General features: G+C 66.2%; 8 protein-coding genes and 2 pseudogenes. 5 read left to right on the forward strand and 5 right to left on the reverse strand.

All coding sequences use genetic code 11. The features are described 5' to 3' along the window. The first annotated feature begins 26 nt into the window (after nt 1-26). From ACWEIJ_RS44580 to ACWEIJ_RS44600, 5 genes are all read left to right on the forward strand, one after another. The gene (locus ACWEIJ_RS44580) at nt 27-1,529 is read left to right on the forward strand and encodes a DUF3375 domain-containing protein (protein WP_449843367.1); all 1,503 of its coding nucleotides are present in this window, start codon (nt 27-29) and stop codon (nt 1,527-1,529) included. After that, a complete protein-coding gene (locus ACWEIJ_RS44585; protein WP_449843354.1) occupies nt 1,522-2,193 on the forward strand; it encodes a DUF4194 domain-containing protein in 672 nt (223 codons plus the stop codon). The genes ACWEIJ_RS44580 and ACWEIJ_RS44585 overlap by 8 nt, the downstream gene beginning before the upstream one ends. After that, nucleotides 2,190-5,534 carry an ATP-binding protein gene (locus ACWEIJ_RS44590; protein WP_449843355.1) on the forward strand — a complete coding sequence of 1,115 codons (3,345 nt, stop codon included), beginning with the start codon at nt 2,190-2,192 and terminating at the stop codon, nt 5,532-5,534. The genes ACWEIJ_RS44585 and ACWEIJ_RS44590 overlap by 4 nt, the downstream gene beginning before the upstream one ends. Then, nucleotides 5,531-6,763 (forward strand): Wadjet anti-phage system protein JetD domain-containing protein, encoded by a 1,233-nt coding sequence (locus ACWEIJ_RS44595; protein WP_449843356.1) that lies wholly within the window; start codon nt 5,531-5,533, stop codon nt 6,761-6,763. Before ACWEIJ_RS44590 ends, ACWEIJ_RS44595 begins: the two co-directional genes overlap by 4 nt. Before the next feature lie 201 nt (nt 6,764-6,964). Further along, nucleotides 6,965-8,617, forward strand: a complete 1,653-nt coding sequence (locus ACWEIJ_RS44600) for an N-6 DNA methylase (protein WP_449843357.1) — start codon at nt 6,965-6,967, stop codon at nt 8,615-8,617. A gap of 105 nt (nt 8,618-8,722) precedes the next feature. Here the strand turns inward: ACWEIJ_RS44600 and ACWEIJ_RS44605 are convergent, their stop codons facing one another. The 5 genes and pseudogenes from ACWEIJ_RS44605 to ACWEIJ_RS44625 form a co-directional block, all read right to left on the reverse strand. After that, nucleotides 8,723-9,280, reverse strand: coding sequence for a 3'-5' exonuclease (locus ACWEIJ_RS44605; protein ID WP_449843368.1), 558 nt, complete (start codon nt 9,278-9,280; stop codon nt 8,723-8,725). Between the two features lie 162 nt (nt 9,281-9,442). After that, nucleotides 9,443-9,508, reverse strand: a pseudogene (locus ACWEIJ_RS44610) (hypothetical protein); the annotation flags it as partial. Nucleotides 9,509-9,651: 143 nt separating this feature from the next. Continuing rightward, a pseudogene (locus ACWEIJ_RS44615) lies at nt 9,652-10,872 on the reverse strand (UvrD-helicase domain-containing protein); the annotation flags it as partial. A 6-nt stretch (nt 10,873-10,878) separates the two neighbouring features. Further along, the gene (locus ACWEIJ_RS44620) at nt 10,879-14,991 is read right to left on the reverse strand and encodes an Eco57I restriction-modification methylase domain-containing protein (protein WP_449843358.1); all 4,113 of its coding nucleotides are present in this window, start codon (nt 14,989-14,991) and stop codon (nt 10,879-10,881) included. Next, nucleotides 14,991-17,870 carry a helicase-related protein gene (locus ACWEIJ_RS44625; protein ID WP_449843359.1) on the reverse strand — a complete coding sequence of 960 codons (2,880 nt, stop codon included), beginning with the start codon at nt 17,868-17,870 and terminating at the stop codon, nt 14,991-14,993. Before ACWEIJ_RS44625 ends, ACWEIJ_RS44620 begins: the two co-directional genes overlap by 1 nt. Nucleotides 17,871-17,886 lie beyond the last annotated feature (16 nt).

The raw sequence follows: 17,886 nt of genomic DNA on the forward strand, positions 1-17,886 counted from the left end.
GTACTCGAGTCGTACGCTGAGTGGCGATGGGTACACGAGGCGTAGAAGGCGCTTACCAAGGCGCGCTCCGGGCGTTCCAGAACCCGATGCTCGCCCTGCTCCACCAGACACACGCACCGTTCGTGGTGACGGTGCTGGCGATGGTGTTCACCGCGGAGCGGCCGAGGGTGGCGGTCGCTGACTCACACGCGGAGATCAACGACGCTCTTGCTCAGCTACGGGCCGCGGGCTACGGCGACGAGGACAACCAGCCGCTGCCTACCGGGAATGCGCGGGACCTGTGCAGGCAGTGGGTGCAGGCGGGGTGGCTGGTGCGGCAGGTGTCCGACGACGACGTCGAGGTGTACCGGCTGTCCGCGTACGGCGTCGGTGCGCTCGAGGTCGCCGGCCGGGTCGGCGGAGTGCGGACCAGGGTGTCGGAGTCCCGGGTCAGGACGCTGCTGGAGGCGATCGAGCGGCTCGCGCAGGACGCCGATCCGGACGTGATGACCCGGATAGCGCGCCTGCATGAGGAGATTCAGCAGCGTCAGAAGGAGCTCACGCGGCTCGAACAGGGTGGCGCCGTCGAGACCGTCGAGGATGAGCAGCTGATTGAGGCGGCCGAGAACGTGCTGCACCTGGCTCGGGAGCTGCCCGCAGACTTCGCCCGCGTGGCGGAGTCGATCAAAGCCATCCAACGCGACGTCGTCGCCGAGTTGCGGCACGACGTGCGGCCAACCGGTGAGGTGCTCCGCGAGTACCTGGCCCGCGGCCAGCGGATCCTGGACGCGACACCAGAAGGCCGTGCGTTCGCGGGAGCGTTGCGTCTGATCGGCGACCCTGCCCAGATCGATGACCTGTGGAGCTACCTACGCACGGTGCTGCGACACCGGTTCACCCATCTGCTGCCCGAACAGCAGCGGCGGGAGCTCACCGAGATCTCGCGACGCATCGAGCAAGGCGTCAAGGAGGTGCTGACCGCGCAGCGGCAGGCATCCCATGTGATCACCACCCAGGTCCGCAACCACGATCCGATGCGGGATCGCCAGGTGGACGAACTGCTGCGGGACGTGATGTCCGGTTTCCACAAGTGGGTTCCACACTCTCGCCGCGGCGAAGCTGTCGAGCCGCTCCGTCGCCTGCCCGTGGCTGACGTCGGGCACCTGCGGCAGCGGATGAGCGACCTGCGGCCACCACAACCGCCTGCGCCGTTGCGGGAATGGGATGAATCCGAGGACACGGCGGACGCGGACACCCGCGCATGGGGTGGCCCCAGGTACGCCGAACTACGCGCGCATTTGGCGGCGTTCGCGGGCGATGCGGAGAGCGTGGACGTCACGGCCGCGTTCCGCGCGGCGAATGAGGACATCCAGCGGCCGGTAGACCTGCTCGGCCTGCTGGAAATCGCCCATGACGCCGGTATGGCCGAGACGGCCGAGGTCGCCGTGGTCGACACGGTCCGACCCGACCAGACCCGGCGTCGGTTCGCCCTCGGCGGCGTGGTGGCGGCGAACCCGGCGAGTGCTGACAGGAACGGTGGCGATGAGTGAACCGGACGGCGCCGACGACGACTGGTCGGCAGGCACGGAGGCCGGGTTCATCGCCCCGGTCTCGATGGAGGACGATCCAGCCGAGCTGTTCGCCGGCGACGCGGGCACCCTGGACGCGGACGTGCGGCGGGTGCTGGTGCAGTTGTTGCGGCGCAAGTTCTTGTTGGCCGAGAAGAACTCGACGCAGTGGCGCACGCTGCTGGAGAACCAGCAGATCATCGAGTCACGGATGCATGATCTGTTCATCCGCCTCGTGGTCGACCACGACCGGGGCGTCGCTTACAAGCAGCAGGTGCGCTCAGCGGAGCTCGACGTGCCGATCCTTCTCAAGGACGACCCCTACAACCGGGCCGAGACCTTGGTGCTCGTGCACTTGCGGACCGTCTTCCAACGCGAACGCGGCACGGGCGAGACGTCCGCGCGGGTGGACATCGAAGAGCTGGAACAGACCGTGCTGACCTACTTCGATCCGAACGACCACAACCTGGCCCGCGGCCAGCAAGAGGTCCGCAAAGCCGTGGAGCGGCTGGTCACCGAAGGTCTGCTCACAGAGGAGTCAGCGGGCCGGTATCGGATCACCCCGATGGTGGAGGTTGTGTTGAGCACCGCAAAGCTCTCCGAGCTGGAGCAGTGGCTGCGCGGACGGAACGAGGCCACGGCATGAGCATGATCGACACCCTGTTCGGTTTGATCCCGGCAGCGTCGCGGGGTCAGCAGTGGGTGGCACGAGACCTGCAATTGGTCAACTGGGGCGGCTACGACGGGTACCACCACCTGCGACTCGCACCGGGAGCGACCCTGCTCAGCGGAGGTTCCGGCTCAGGTAAGTCGACGCTGATGGACTCCTACATCGCGTTGCTCATGCCGCACACGACGCCCTTCAACGGGGCGTCCAACGGCGGAGTGGTCGGCAGACCCCGTGGCAAGGACCAGCGCAACATCCTCTCCTACGCGCGCGGCAAACTCGACGAGTCCCGGACTGACGGCGAGACGAAATTGCGGGTGCTGCGCGGCGACGGCCGCGACACCTGGTCCGCCATCGCAATGACATGGGCCGACCACACCGGCGCCGAATTCACCGCGCTTCGGGCCTGGTACGTGCCATCGTCCGCCCGTGGACTCGACGACGTCGTGGCGGTGCGCGCCACCTGTGACCACGCCTACGAACTGCGGGCGCTGGAAGGCCCGGCAAGCAAGAAGCTCGCTCGCGCCGAGGTCACGACAACCGGCTTGACCTGCTTCGACACCGACCGGGACTTCACCGCGCGTCTCCACACCACGCTGGGCATCGGCGCTGCGGGCGACGGGCACAAGGCGGTCGCGCTGCTGGGTCGCATCCAGGCCGGTCAGCAGATCACCACCGTCGATGCGCTGTACAAGACGATGGTCCTCGAGGAGCCGTCCACGCTGGCCACCGCGGACGCGGTGGTGCAGCAGTTCGACGAGCTGTCCGGCACCAGGAAGAGAATGATCACCGCCCGCCAGCAGGTGAAGGCGTTGACCCCGATCCGCGAACACCGGCACACCATCGACGAAGCGGTGGACCGGCTACGCCTGATCGACGAGGTCGGATCGTTCACAGACACGTCGTCCCCTGCCGCTTTGTGGCGTCATGAACGCCGGCTCGATCTGCTGCGCGCGGCCGAAACAGACCTTTCCCAGCGGCACCGCCGCGCGAAAGACGAACTGTCAGAGACCATCGCCTTGGTCAAGGCAACCGAAGTAAGGCGCGACGGGGTGGCTGACACGCTTCGTGCCTCCGGTGGTGACCGCCTCGACACCGCACTCCGGGAGATCCGCGGCGTGGAGCAGCGGCTGGGCGATGTCCAACGCTCGCGGGAGCGGCTGGATCGGGCGCTCGCCACCATCGGCGCGACCGTGTCGACCGGGGAGGACTTCGCCGCACTGGTCGAGACGGCGCACCAGTCGCTGGCAGACACCGACGCCAGAAGGACCGCCCAGATCCAGTTCGCCGAGGCAATGACGGAGAAGAAAGAAGCCGAACGCGAGTTGGCCGGGTGGCGCGCCGAGCACATGGCGGTGAAGAACCGGCGGGGCAACATCCCGACCGAGCTGCACGCGGCTCGCGCGACGTTGGCGGAGGCCGCCGGACTCAGCCCGGACGATATGCCGTTCGTCGGGGAGCTGATCGAGGTACGGACGGAGTTCGAGCCGTGGCGCGAGGCGTTCAACCTGGCGCTCGGCGGATTCGCCACGCGGATGCTGATCGACATCGGCCGGTTGAGCTCGTTCCGCGAGGCGATCAACGCGGTGCCGACCGCCCGGCGGATCCAGTTCGAGGGCGTGCCCACCGGCCTGCGCGACGAAATCGGGGTGGACCGCAAGACACTCCCCGGTCGGCTCGACTACCGGCCGTCGCCGTTCACCGCCTGGCTCAAGAGCGAACTCGCCCGCCGGTTCGACTACGTCTGCGTCGAAATCCCCAAGTTGCTGGCGCAGCACCCCAAGGCGCTCACGATCACCGGCCAGACGTCGGAAGGCGGTCGAGGCGCACACGGCGGTCACGGCCGACCCAACCTGCTCGGTTTCACCAACAACAGGCTGCTTGCCGACCTCGAGAACCGAATCGGCCTTGCACGCAAACGCCTTGACGATGCTGTCGGTGCTGCAACGAGGGCAGAGGAGAACCTCAACTCGTTCGAAACCAGGCGCACGGCCTACCAGGCCCTGACCGAGTTGTCCTGGGACCAGGTCGACATCAAGTCCGTTCAGGCGGAACGAGACCGCTGGAACCGCGTTATCGAGGAGGTCCGCGCAGGCAACCCGAGAATCGATGAGCTGCAGCGCCAGGTGGACGAGCTCAAGGAACGGGCCAGGGAACTGACCGAACGCGTCGGCCAGCAGAAAGAAAGCGTGAAGGCACTCAGTGAGTCCTGGGAGACGACCGTCGACGAGGTGGACCGCGCCCAGCTCGCGCTCGACACTGCCGCAGAGACAGGCACTGATGTCGGTGCGGCGCACCGCGCGTACCTGGAAGCGCTGTCCTCCAGCGATCTGGACGATACCGTCCCGGCTGGGATGCTCGCGGAGTTCGACGCGGCGGTGAAGCGGGCCACCGAGCGGCTGCGCGCCGACCGGCAGTCCGCAGTGGAGGCGATCGGCCGGTCGAAGAAGGCTCTGCTCGACACGTTCTCGACGTTCCTCGAGCGCTGGCCGAACCCGAACCTCGGTATCGATGCGGACGCCTCGTACCGCGACTTCGACCGACTGCTCACCGATCTGGAGACCAACGGCCTGCACGAGCTGGAAGACGAGTGGCGCGACAGCTTGCTCAAACTGTCCGGCAACGACCTGACCGGACTGGACAGCGAGCTCGCTGCCGCCGTCCGGGAGATCCGCGACCGGATCGACCCGGTCAACCGCATCCTCGCCGAACTGCCGTTCTCCGACGACAACCACCGGCTGCGGATCGACCCACAGGAGAGCCACTCAGCGGTGCGAGCCCGGTTCCGCAAGGAGCTACGCGAAGTCCGCGCTTTCATCGACCAGGCGGCAACGGACGATGACAGGGAACGCGCCTATCACCGAATGGCCAAGGTGATCGACCGCATCCGACGCACCGCGCCTGATTTCGCCGACCTCGTCGACGTGCGCAACCATGTTCGGATCAGCGCCGAGAAACGCGATCTCGATGGTCACCACGTCGCCGTGTACGACCACATCGGCGAGAAGTCCGGCGGTGAGTCGCAGGAGCTGGTCGCGTTCATCGTCGGAGCTGCGTTGCGGTACCAGCTGGGCGACGCGGGCGCCGACCGCCCCCGCTACGCGCCCGTGTTCCTCGACGAGGCGCTGATTAAGGCGGACGCACACTTCACCGGCCGTGCCATCGGCGCGTGGCGCGGCCTCGGTTTCCAGCTCGTCATCGGCGCGCCCAACGACAAGCACAGCGCAATCGAACCGCACGTGGACGCGGAGTACCTGATCCTCAAAAACTCCCAGGGCCGATCCTGGGCAAAACCCCTGGTCGGTGTTCCCGACGCATGAGCGCACTCGTCACGCCGAAAGACGCCATAGCGACTGTTCGCCGCAAGGTCGACCAGAAGTGGGCAGAGGCCGTGTGCGCGGAACTCAGTGTCGGCGAACAGGTCGTGTTCTCAGTTCCGATCCGACCCGGCGTGTCGACCGGCAAGGCCGTCGAGCGGCTCGGACACGCTGCCTGGCACGAGTGGCACATGCAGTGGCGTGAGTTCGCCAGCCAGCTCCCCACTGGAGTGGAACTCGTTCGCAAGGCGGTGACCATCCGCAGAGTCGCCGGAGATTTTCCCGCCACGCTCATCACTGATCTGGAAGGCGCCGTCGCCCTCATAGCCAGCGACCGTGCTGGCGCAGAACCTCCAGCCGTGGCCATCGACCGCGCCCGTGCGCTCGCGTCGACACTGCGGTCCACCGGCGCGGTCCTCACCCCGGCCACGCTCCGGGCCGTCTACCGTCTTCAGCCCGTTGACGTGGAGGTGCTGCTCAGTGCCGTGACCTGGCTACGTCAGCACCCCGACGCCGGCACATGGACCCTGCGGCAACTCCCGGTGCCCGGAATGCACACCAAGTGGTTGGACACCCACGGCACGCTGCTGCGCGACGTCGCCGGACGCGATGTCCGAGAGGAAGTCCGGCCCCGGCTGACCGTTGTGCACCTGACCTATGTCGATCCTGAGCACATTGCGTCGGGCCGTCGCAGACACGACGCCTGGACCACCGGCGATGTTCACGACATCGCCTATCAGCCGCGCGTCGTCCTCGTCGTCGAGAACCGCGACTCCCGCCTCTGGTTCCCAGCAGTCAGAAACACAATCGTGGTCGAGGGCGGTGGCAAGGCCGCAGCCGCGCTCCTCGCGAACATCCCCTGGATCCGTGCCGCGGACCACGTCGTCTACTGGGGCGACATCGACGCGGACGGGTACACGATCCTCGACCAGTTCCGCGCCGCGCTGGCCGAACCGGCGCCAGACGGCGCACCGGCGAGACCCGTCGCCTCCATTCTCATGGATGCCACGGACCTGCACCAGTACGCCCAGCACGGTGTCAACCACGACAAGTCAGGCCGCCCCATCAAGCCGTCAGCGACGACCCTGCCGCGCCTGACCGAAGCCGAGACCACCGCGTACAACATCATCGCAACCGCAGGTACCACCCCGTTCCGAAGGATCGAGCAGGAAGCCATCCCACTCGCCCACGCCGCAACCCGTCTCCGACTGATCTTTCAAGGTCAGGATTGATGGCTACCCCGGAAGGTACGAACTGGACTCCGCCGTGCCAGCTGATCCGCAGGGTGTCGCGGTTCAGCGACTGCGGCTCACGACTGGACTGAGCGACGAGGCCACCCGCCCAGGCAAATCGATTCATTTGGATCGGCATATGTTGACTCTGTTAACACATTAGACGACTGCTGAACTGCGACCGACGTGTACGATCGTCTCGTGAACACGGACTTCGCAGATCAACCCGGACCGCTGGTGACGGCGGCCGAGATCGCGAAGCTGGCCAATGTCACGCGGGCCGCGGTGTCCAACTGGCGCAAGCGGTATCCGGATTTCCCTGCTCCTGCCAGCGGGGTCGGCCGTACCGCCCGATTCGCGTTGGCAGACGTGGAAGCGTGGCTGAACAGCCAGGGGAAGACAGACGACAGCCCTTCACCCGAAGTTCCCCTCTGGCAGGCCCTGCGCGCCCAGTACGGCGACGACCTCGTCGAAGCCGTGGCCGACGTCGCAGACGAGCTTGCGACGGGAAACTCAAGCAGCCTTGGATCGGCCTCCCGCGCGAAGGTGCACGAGATGGCGCGGGACAGTTCACCGAACGAGGTCGTCGACGCGCTGCTGGCAAGGGTGCTCGCGTCTCCCAGCCGAGCCGGCGCCGAGCCCATGTCCACACCGCACTTGACAGGTGCTGTGCTCCGGTTCGCCGGTCCAGTGAGAGGAAAGGTGTTCGACCCGGCCTGCGGTGTCGGGTCGTTGCTACTCGCGTGCCGCGAGTCTCATGAGGTGGCGCTGTTCGGACAGGAGTTGGATCCGAACGCGGCGCGCCTCGCCGCATCCCGTGCGACTCTCAGCGGCGGACCTCAAGTCACGATCAAAGTCGGAGATTCACTTCGCGATGATCAGTGGCCGGACCTTCGCGCGGATCTCGTTGTATGCGAGACACCGGTGAACGCCAGCGACTGGGGACGTGACGAACTCCTGCTGGACAGGCGCTGGGAGTTCGGTGTGCCGACCCGCGCGGAAAGCGAGCTGGCTTGGCTCCAGCACTGTTATGCCCACGTGGCGCCGGGTGGCCGGGCGGTCGTCGTCATGCCGGCTTCAACCGCCTATCGCAAGGCCGGGCGACGAATCCGGGCCGAACTCGTCCGCCGCGGTGTGCTCACCCAGGTCGTCGCTCTGCCGGGCGGCATGGTCGCCTCCCATCAACAGCCGGTGCAGCTCTGGTCGCTGACGCGCCCGGTCGATGGGGAACCAGTCGGCAGCCATGTCCGCATGATCGATCTGAGTGACCACGCACCAGACGACACCCTCGAACCGGACACGGCGCACGCGGTTGACGTGCCCGCCATCGACCTGCTTGACGAGGAGGTCGATCTGACTCCAGGCAGGTACGTGGTGGCGGCCCGGATCGACCACTTCGCCGACTACGAAGCGGCTCGCGCAGCGGTGGCCTCCCGGCTGGCGGAACTGGAAACGCTACTGCCCGCAATCACGGCAGGTCCTGGTTCGCTGGACAGTGCAGCGGTCAAGATCGCTGATCTGGCCAGGGCCGGGCTCGTCGAGGTCTCTGGCGATGCCGTCACCTCCACCAGCGACAGACTTGACACCGACTACCTGACGGGATTCGTGCGTAGCGCGGCGAACACCAAGCGTGCCACCAGCGGCAGCGGCACGTTCCGCGTGGACGTTCGCGGTGCGCGGATTCCCCAGATGAGCATCGCCGATCAACGAACCTATGGCGCGGCCTTCCGCCGTCTCGACGAGTTCGAGAGATCTGTAGCCGAACTCGCGAGGTGGAGCCGGCGCGCCGCCGAGCTGGCTCGCGACGGCCTGACTCGCGGTGCTCTGCGTCCTGACCCGAACACCGCCGACTAGGTTTCGAGGCACGTTCTCCGCCACCGGCGCTCGACCTGGCTACGAGGACGAGGACGAGGCCGCGAGATGCCTCGCCAACGCTTACACGACGACAGCAGCGAGCCGTCAGTGCCACCCCTGGCGTTCCGCACCTGCGGGTAGGAACGGGCTGGCCGAGCCGCTCCACGTGACCGCGAGGGCCTCCCTTGCCCTCGTGCATGCGACGAAGAGCAGGCACCGTTGCTTGAGCAGGTTGCTCTCGTGCTGTCGCGGATCGACGTCAGGAGGCGTGATCTCCTTCGCGAACGGCAGTGCCCTCTCGGTCACACCGACCACAGCCACGCACCGGAACTCCAGTCCCTTCATCGAGTGCATGGTGGCCAGCCTGACCCCGTCGACATCGGCACCCGGCTGGTCCTTGACCCGCACCGCCGGGATCCCTTCGGCGGTGAGCTCGTCGAACACCTTGTCCAAGGTCAGGTTGAACCGGGCGCACACGGCGACGTCCGCGGCCGGAATCCCCTGGGCGATCAAGTCGCGCACCCACCCGGCGATCGCCGCGACCTCAGCCTGCTCGTTCGGGTACCCAGCCAGCCGGGGCTTCCCGCCATGCAACAGGGACCGGTAGCCGACCAAGCTGTCGCCGCCGTCGCCACTCAGCTCGTCGACCGCAACGTCGGCCATCAGCTTGGTCGACCAGGCAAGGATCTCGGCGGTGCTGCGGTAGTTGATCCGCAGCCTGCTGCTCCGGCCGGCGACCGAGATGCCGACCGCGCGCAGCGAAACCCGGGAGTCGTAGATCCGCTGATGTGGGTCACCGGTGATGAAGAGGTCGTCCGGTCCGGCCTTGACGGAGGCGCGCAGCACTCGCCACTGAGCCGGGTGCAGGTCCTGGGCTTCGTCCACGACCACGTGGTCGTACTGGTGCTCGCCGCCGTGAGGACGTCCGCCGCCTCGGCGCAGATCTGGAGGTGCGTGGTCTTGCCCTCCGAGCGCAACTCGGCCTTGAAAGCCTCGATCGCCGACCAGATCTGACTGCGCTGCGCAGCCCGAAGCGACGAGCCGCGGCCACGACGCTCGACCTTGAGGTACTCGTCGTGGGTTCGCACGTCTTGGGCCAGCACGACGTGCCGGAACTCGCTCGCGAGGAACTGTTCGTTCCAGGGAAGGTTTCGTTGTCTGCAAACGCGCCGCCATATCTGCCGTTCGTCGTTGTCCGAGATGGGAGACAGCACCCGTCCGGCGTGGTCCCGGAGAACTCGGTTCGCGAACGCGTCGACAGTCGTCACGTGCACCCTGGCAAGCTGCTCGTAATCGTCGAGCAGGAACGCCAGGTTTTCGCGCAACGCCCTCGCGAGGGCGTTGGTGTAGGTGGTGAGCAGAATCCGGCGATCCGGAGAACGGGAAAGCAGGTGCTTCACCCGGTGCAACGCGACCACCGTCTTGCCCGTACCGGGGCCACCGGTCACCTGCGCGGAGCCGTTGTAGGAGATGCGGTAGGCCACCCGTCGCTGTGACGGGTGGAGGAACACCCGCCAGGCCGCGAACGGCTTGTCCAGGATCTCGGCGAGTTCGTCGGGGCTCGTCACCAACGTGATGCGGGTGCGCGTGTTGGTGATCGCCATGGCCAGGCTGTCGTCCACTTCGGACGGTTGATCGGCAGGCCGGCGCTCGGTTACGACATCGCGGTAGACCTCCTCGGGCGAGAACCCTTCTGCGAGGTACTGCAACACCTCGAACTGGTCCTCCGGCAGGAGGCTGCCGAACGCCTCCAGCTGCGCCCGGTCGCTGATCGCGCGCGCCGCCCGGAGCACCTGGTCATCGATGCCGAGATCCCGCAGCACTGTGTCGGAATGCTTCTCGAACAGCAACACTGGCGCGTTCGCGGCCGCTTGCTCCAAGGGAGGCGTCAACTGCTCGATCGCTACGACATTGCGGACTTCGAGCGCCCGCGTGGCCGTGTTCACCGTGTAGAGCCGTTTCGCAGCCCAGGTGTACGCGTCGTCGTGCGGCACGACGTTGAGCAACAGGAAGATGTCACTCCCGTCGTCTGGTGCGAGCACGACACCGCGCCAGAAGTCGGTGATCCGGATGGTGCGCATCCGCGGATCACGAGCCTTGTCAACAGACTCGAGGTGCAACCCTTTGTCCGCGTACAGCTCGGCGATCGAGAGCTGCTGGAACTTGGACATGGCCTTGCGCACCCCAGCCCTGACCTGCTTCTCCAGCTGGTCATAGGTTTCCCAGAAGCTGTTGGCGAACGCGAGTTGCGGCATCGTCGGCTACCCCGTTGGCTGCTCGTCTCGGGCGGGATGACGTGGACCGTGCCCCGGCGGCGGGGTGAGGGTGGAGGTGTAGTTCTCACCGTCCACGAGCGGGTTGGTGAGGCTGACGCCGGCCGCGGCCATGCGGTCGTACTCGGCGAGGATCAGCTCCTTGGTGCGGTAGGTGCCGTACTTGGCCTCGTCCTTGCGCTTGACGATCGGGAAGGTGTCGAGGATGTAGTCGACATCGCCGCGCTCGATCCCGTAAAGGTGGAAGAACAGCGCGTCCAGTTCGGCGCGGATTACAGCGCGCCGACCGTCATCCCACTTAAATGGACGACTATAACCCTTATCCAGATCCTTCGCAAAGGAAGCCATTTCCTCGCCCGTATAGGCAAGTTCCGCAATTCGCGCGGAAATCCACGAAGAATGCTCCAGCAACACGTCCTTGTCGAGCATTGGAAGCTGGCACCAGATAAATATATTCATCGTCGTGCCACCAATCTTCTGCCTGGCAGAAAAGTCGTAGACAAACGATGACTGACACGATATCAGCGACCCAGCGAGCAAGGCCGAGAAATTTCCAAGCATGAGAGGAGACTTATTTCCGGTTGCTCCCTCGGGAAACAAGAAGGAAATCACAGTCCGCTCATCCGTTGCCCGGCAGATGTCACGCCAGCCCATCAGCCAGCCATGAGTCCAGCCCCTTGCAGCGAGACGGCTAGACACCCCTGGATCCAGGATCTCGCGGCCGTTTTTGTCCACCTTGCCGGTCGGCACATCCTGCTCGGAAGCCCAATATCGAGGCAGAACGACTACATCCAGGTTCTGCTTCTCAGAGAGATCAAGGTCGCGCGTCGACTCGTCGTCCGAGTATGTAGCCCAACGGTGATCGTAGTGATGGAGCATCTTCGCCTCATACAGAGGAAGCATGCGCTGCTCACCTTTTACGAAGACGTTGCCGACAAGTCTCCAGCCTTCTCGCTCCAACTCTGTACGAGTACGGAAGAAACGCGCGTCATGAGACATATCGAACATTCTCAGGAACGATACTCCCCAGGAATTACTACCGCCTTCACCTCGCTCGTCCGGTTCCTTTACGAGGATAGGAACACGACGATAGATCCCCATGGTAATTTCAGCGTCGCGACGTGACCGGAAGATCGGGCAGGTGCCTGTGTTGGGGTTGAGCAGGGTGATCTCTTCCGGTGACAGGGCGAACGCCTTCCCTGCCTCGTCCAGCTCGGCCGGGTCGTGGAGGAAGAACGCGAACTCGGCTGCCGGTTCACGAAGCGCCTGCCCAGCCATCGAGATGATGCAGAACTTGAATGAGCGATGGACGTCCGGGAAGAGCGGCCCAGCGTTCTCGAAGTCGTACAGCGCCGTGAGTGAGCCGCGCAGCACCAGGTCCTTGAAGAAGTACTGGGTCCTGGCGTCGGTGGCGATCCCGGTCGGCACGATCACGCCTGCGCGACCGCGGTCGCCGGTCAGGATGCGGGCGGTCTCCGAGAACACCGCGTAGGTGTTGAGGTTCCCCTTGCCCGTCAAGGGAACTCGGCCCGACCGTCGCAGGAAGTGACTCTCGGCGTAGACAGCGCGTTTCGCGTCGGCGTAGGCATTGAACAACGGCAGCGTGTCCGGGTCGTCCCGTAGCGCCGCAATCATCTTCTTCCGGGCGTCCGCCTTGCCCACAGCGGCGATGTCAGGCGAGCGCTGGGCAAAGAACTCTTGCTCTTTGAGTTCAACGCTGTCCCATGGCGGGTTGCCGAGAACACAGCTAAACCCGCCGCGCCACCCAGTCCCCGCCAGGTCTGCGCCCGCGTCAGCGGCGAAGATCTCCGGGAACTCGAGGTGCCAGTGGAAGAACCGATACTGATCACGCAACCGGACGATCTCGTCGTGGGTCGCCTGCGACACACCGTCCCCGGAAGAGTCCTCCAGTGCCCGAAAGATCTTCTCGGTCACGGCTCGGGGACGGTCCCCGGTCTTGACCCACATGAACGCTGCGCACCAGGCGTCGGCAAGGTGCAGGGCCTCCACGTATTCCGGCGTTTCCGTCCAGGACGCGTAAGCCTCGGCCTTCTGCCGCACCTCGTGGAGCTTGCCGGAGGACTTCCCCGTGATCCGCCGGACGGTGGCGGCGAATGCGGCGTTGGTGACCTTCACCGGAGCGTCCTCGATGTCGAAGAGGGTGAAATCACCCTCTCGCTCCTCGACGTTGATCTTCTCGAGAGCCTTGGCGAACTTCTTGTCGTCGCCTTCGGTCGCGATGAACGCGCTGTCCGGGATGCCTCTCCGCAGCAAAGCGGGCGTGGTGCCCAGCAAGGCGTTGCCACACTTGATGTGGGCGTCGAGGAAGTCCAGCGGCTTCCCGGGTACGAGGGCTTCCAGCCACAGCGACACCTTCGCGAGCTCCACCGCCATCGGGTTGAGGTCGACGCCGTAGACACAGCGCGCGATGACCTCGTGCAGCGCCTCCCGTACTGCTTCCGTGACGGGCTCGGGATTACGTTCGCGCACTGCGGCTACACGCTTGGCGATCCGGCGAGCTGATGCGACCAGGAAATGCCCTGAGCCGCAGGCAGGATCGCACACCGTCAGCGACAGCAGCTCACTCACGATCGAGTCGGTGGGATCGGCCTGGCCGGCGGCTGAAGCTACTTGCTCACCGCGCTTCACGGCGTCGTCGATGACCGGGTCCAGAGTGGTGTCCAACAAGCATTCGATCAGCGACGACGGCGTGTAGTAGGAGCCGGTCGTCTTGCGGCTGTTGCCCGCGATCTCCACCAGCTCGAAGCTGCGGTCCACCGCGCTGTGCCGCGGGACGAGCTCCAGCAGCGACTCGTAGATGGACCCCAGTTCCTCGGCGTCCAGGTGCCGGTAGTCCACCGCCCTGACCCGCCGTGAGCCGATGTCGCGCACCTGCGCGAGGTGCCTGACCGCAGCCAAGAGGTACTCGTTCGAGCACGCGAGGCCGTTGAGTACCTCGTCGGCCGGAGACGGATCGAAGATGCCGCCCAGACCCGGCAGTCCCAGTTCGGGGCGACCGTTCTCGTCACCGAGAGCAGACAGGACGATGCACAGCGCCTGGTAGAGGTCGTCGTGGCTGGTACCGCGACGCCTTCGCGCGTGAGCACGCAGTCTCGCCGTCGAGAAGTAGGCGGCGTACCGGTCCTTGGCCTGCTCTGTGGCGTCCGGCGCGTGCAGGACACCTCGGTCCTCGGCCACGAAGACGAACAGCAGGCGGTACACCAGCCGCAGCAGTCCGTTGTGGAGCGTGGTGACGTCGAGGTTCGCACGCAGGTCCGAGTTGGCCGGGTGACGGAGGAAGCCAGTACCCAGCGTCGTGATCGCCTGCTGAACGCCGTCCCGGAGCTGGTCGAGCGCGCGGGTGCCCGACGTGATCGCGTCGAGACGCCACTTCTCCAGCCAGCACGCCGCGGCTGGAGATCCCTCTGGCACGGCGAAGCGGGAAACGTGCAGCAGCCGGTACAACAGCACGAACTCGCTGAACAGCTCACCGTCGAAGATCGCCTCCAGGTCGAACTCGACGTACGACGCCGTGGCCAGCGCACTCGAGTCACGCAGCAGCCGCAGTTGCCTGCCGTTGGTGAGAACGCCCCAAAGATGCGCGTCGGTGCGGTTCAGGCACTCCTGGACCAGAGACTGCGGCGGCACCGTGCCTGGGCCACCCGGCCTCTTGTCCAATTTGGACTGCCAGGGCGCGAGGTGGATCGGGATGTGATTCCAGCGGTGGCTGATCGCGAAGCTCTTGTCATCACCGTCGGCGATGATGCCGGAGGCACCGATGGTTGTCAGTTCACCGAAGCCGAGTTCAGCGAACAGCGGCAACAACCACTCCGTGACCGCCCGGCCGGTCGGATCAGCCGGCGTGTCCTGTTCCGGGGCGACGGGCAGGTGCTCACGCAGCTCCGTCCAGGCGGCCCTGAGGTAGTCCCAATGGCGCTCGGCCTCGTCGCGCACCGACCGCGAGCCGAACACGCGGTAGTCAGCAGGCGTGCAACCCCTGACGTCCTTGCCCTCAGCGATGCGCAGGAGCATGTCCGCGGGCAGCAGTCCGCCGATTGTGTCGACGGCGGGGAAGACCTGGTTGCGGGTTACAGCGGACATCAGGCAGCACCTCCAGCGACCGGCAGGTAGATGTAGGCACCGAGGACGTCGGCAGGCTTCTGCGCCGTCACGTGCACACCGCGGACGATCTCACCGGACGCGCTGCGGACCCGGCGGTGCGACGCGAGTAGTTCGGCGGCGAGTTCGTCACCGAAAGACGTCAAGTGCTCGGCGGTCTCCGGCAGTCCGTCGAGCACCCTGGCCATGGTGCGACGACCGAACGCCGGATCGGTGTTCTCGTCAGCCGTCAGTTCGAGCAGCGCCTGGGCTTGGTCCGCGGTGAGCCACCGGGCGTTCGCCGGCGCGCCTTCGAAGGCGAGCAGCCGGGCGTCTTCCGCCACCAGTTGCCGCTCTCCTGCACGGGACGGCAGCGTGAGGTGGAACCGATACCTAACGATCAGGAGGGTCGTCCTGGTCTGGACGCCCTTCGTCCGGATCACCCCGCAGCGGCGAGCCGGCCTCGGGCCGGAGACCTTCTCGTCGAACGCGGAGTTGAGGACGTATCCGGCCAGCGCGCCCACCACCGGATCGGTGCGCACGAGAGCCGCCTCACCGCGGGCCACCGCGGCGCTGGTGCGGAACGCGACCGGCTTGTCCAGGTCACCTCCGACGACCGGTGCGAGCGCGTCCCTCAGTCCAGCCGGAGTGCCGGACACGTCAGCGGTGAAGCCGTCGCCATCTGGGCGGAGCACGGCGTCGAGCGAACCGAGCGCCTGCCGGGCGAACCCGCGGACTTCGCTCGCGCGCCCCAGTGCGTCCCGTACGGCCGCTACCTCTCTCGCGACCTCCTCCGGCCTGATCGTCCGTTGGGCGAACCGGGACCGCGAGGCTTTCTCCCGCTCGGCCGCAGACTGCCACTCCGCCTCGATAGCGGCAGCACGTTCGCGTATGGTCTCAACCTCGAACAGGGTTGCTTGTTCCGGACGCCGATCCCGCAACAACAACCACTCCACGACCGCGTCGGTCACGCCGGACGACATCTCGTCGGGCACAGAAACCGAGATGCCCAGGTCTTTCCTGATCTGCCGGTGCTTCTTGATCAGAACTTCCAGCACCTTGCCGTCGATGCCGTTGTCACTGCCGTACAACGTGATTACCCGGACGACGTCGGTCTTCTGGCCGAAGCGGTCGACACGGCCCTCCCGCTGGTCGTGCCGGGTCGGGTTCCACGCCAGGTCGTAGTGGACGACGGCGTCGAAGTGGTGCTGGAGGTTCACGCCTTCGGAGAGGCAGTCGGTCGCCACCAGAACTCGCCGCGCGCCAGGCCCTCGCGATTGGTCTGCAAGTTCCTCGATCCGTTGGATCCGCTGCTGAGGGGACAGCGTTCCGGTCACCGCCCGGACAAACGTCTTCTTGCCCAGCGCCTCCGCCAGGTGCTCGGCCACGTACTCGGCGGTCGGGATGTAGCGGCAGAAGACGATCGGGTTGTACCCCTTGCTGAGCAACGCCTTCAGATGCTTGATCAACGCAGCGAGCTTCAGGTCCTCTGCAGGGCCTTCGAGAGCAGCCGCTCGGTCGGCGAGCTCTGCCAGCCGTGCTCCCGGCTCGTCCAGCTCCGCACCGGGAGCGACATCAAGCCCTTCCAGCGCGTCGCTGTCTGCGGAGTCCCTGGTGAGAGGTGCACCGAGCAGGTCGGCCTCCTCCACCGTCGAAGCCGCAGCCGCCGCCGAGCGAGTCCGCAACGTCTGTGCCGCGGCACGCGGTGACGAGACCAGGGATCGCAGCAGGGCGATCGCGGACCACCAGGCGATACGGGCCTCCCGCTTGCCACGATCACCTGCAGCACTGACCCGTTCTCCTGCGTAGGCGATGGCGTCCTCGAGCAACGCGCGGTAGGCCGGGGACAGCTGGTAGGTCTCGTCCTTGAACTCCCGGTCCGCCGGGAACACGGTGTCCTCACGCAGGCTGTCGTCGGCGAGTCCGTCCTTTGTGGAGAGGAACTGCCGCACGTCGGCCCGCTTGCGCTGGACGAAGTGGCCGGCCAGCAGGCGCCTGCCCGCGTCGGTGTCGAGTTCTGCGGTGGCGAGATCAGGCTTGACCAGACCGAGGAGGGCGCGGAATGCGCTCTCCTTGCCGCTGTGTGGCGTGGCGGTCACCAGAAGGAGATGCCGATCGGGGTTGGCCGCGATTCGCTGGAGGAGCCCGTAGCGCAGCTGGCTCTGCGTCGAGGACGTCTCGTCCGCGGTGACACAGGTGTGCGCCTCGTCGACGATCACGAGGTCGGGACAGTGCTTGACGAAGTCGTCGCGGTGACGGGTCGACTTGATGAAGTCGGTGGAGACCACCACGTTCGGATGACGGTCGAACAGCGACTGCCCGAGGTCGAGCTTGCGCTCCAGTTTGGACACGGTGGAGGCGAGGACGAGCTCGGCGTCGATGCCGAACTTGGTCCGCAGCTCTTCCTGCCACTGCTCGGCCAGAGCGGGTGAGCACAGCACGGCGAGCCGGCGCGCACTGCCTTGGGCGAGCAGCTCGCTCGCGATCAAACCGGCCTCGACGGTCTTGCCGATCCCGACGTCGTCGGAGATCAGCATGCGCACGGTCTTCTGCCGCAGGGCCATCATCAGAGGTACGAGCTGGTATGCGCGTGGTTCGACCGCGATTCCGGCGAGCGATCGGAAAGGCCCTGCGCCTGATCGGAAGCCTATTCGCAGGGCGGAGCGCAGCATCCCCGCAGCAAGGTCGTCACCCAGATCGTCGGGAGAGGGCGGGGGAAACTCCGCCGACCGGACCTCCTCGAAAGCCGGGAAGACGGCGGCCACGTCGTCGTCCGAGCCGCCGAGCGGCCGCAGGACCAACATGTCATCGGCGCTTTCGGGCAGTACCACCCAGTCGCGGCCGCGCGCGGAAACCAGCGAGCCTGCGGTGTAAGTGCTCATCTGTGTGCTGTTCTCT

It is taken from the genome of Lentzea sp. NPDC004789, assembly GCF_053601075.1.

Bases quoted from the DNA above. Each gene is read 5' to 3' on its own strand.
- ACWEIJ_RS44580 (WP_449843367.1), top strand. From the start codon at position 27: ATGGGTACACGAGGCGTAGAAGGCGCTTACCAAGGCGCGCTCCGGGCG.
- ACWEIJ_RS44585 (WP_449843354.1), top strand. From the start codon at position 1,522: ATGAGTGAACCGGACGGCGCCGACGACGACTGGTCGGCAGGCACGGAG.
- ACWEIJ_RS44590 (WP_449843355.1), top strand. From the start codon at position 2,190: ATGAGCATGATCGACACCCTGTTCGGTTTGATCCCGGCAGCGTCGCGG.
- ACWEIJ_RS44595 (WP_449843356.1), top strand. From the start codon at position 5,531: ATGAGCGCACTCGTCACGCCGAAAGACGCCATAGCGACTGTTCGCCGC.
- ACWEIJ_RS44605 (WP_449843368.1), bottom strand. From the start codon at position 9,280: ATGGCCGACGTTGCGGTCGACGAGCTGAGTGGCGACGGCGGCGACAGC.
- ACWEIJ_RS44620 (WP_449843358.1), bottom strand. From the start codon at position 14,991: ATGTCCGCTGTAACCCGCAACCAGGTCTTCCCCGCCGTCGACACAATC.
- ACWEIJ_RS44625 (WP_449843359.1), bottom strand. From the start codon at position 17,870: ATGAGCACTTACACCGCAGGCTCGCTGGTTTCCGCGCGCGGCCGCGAC.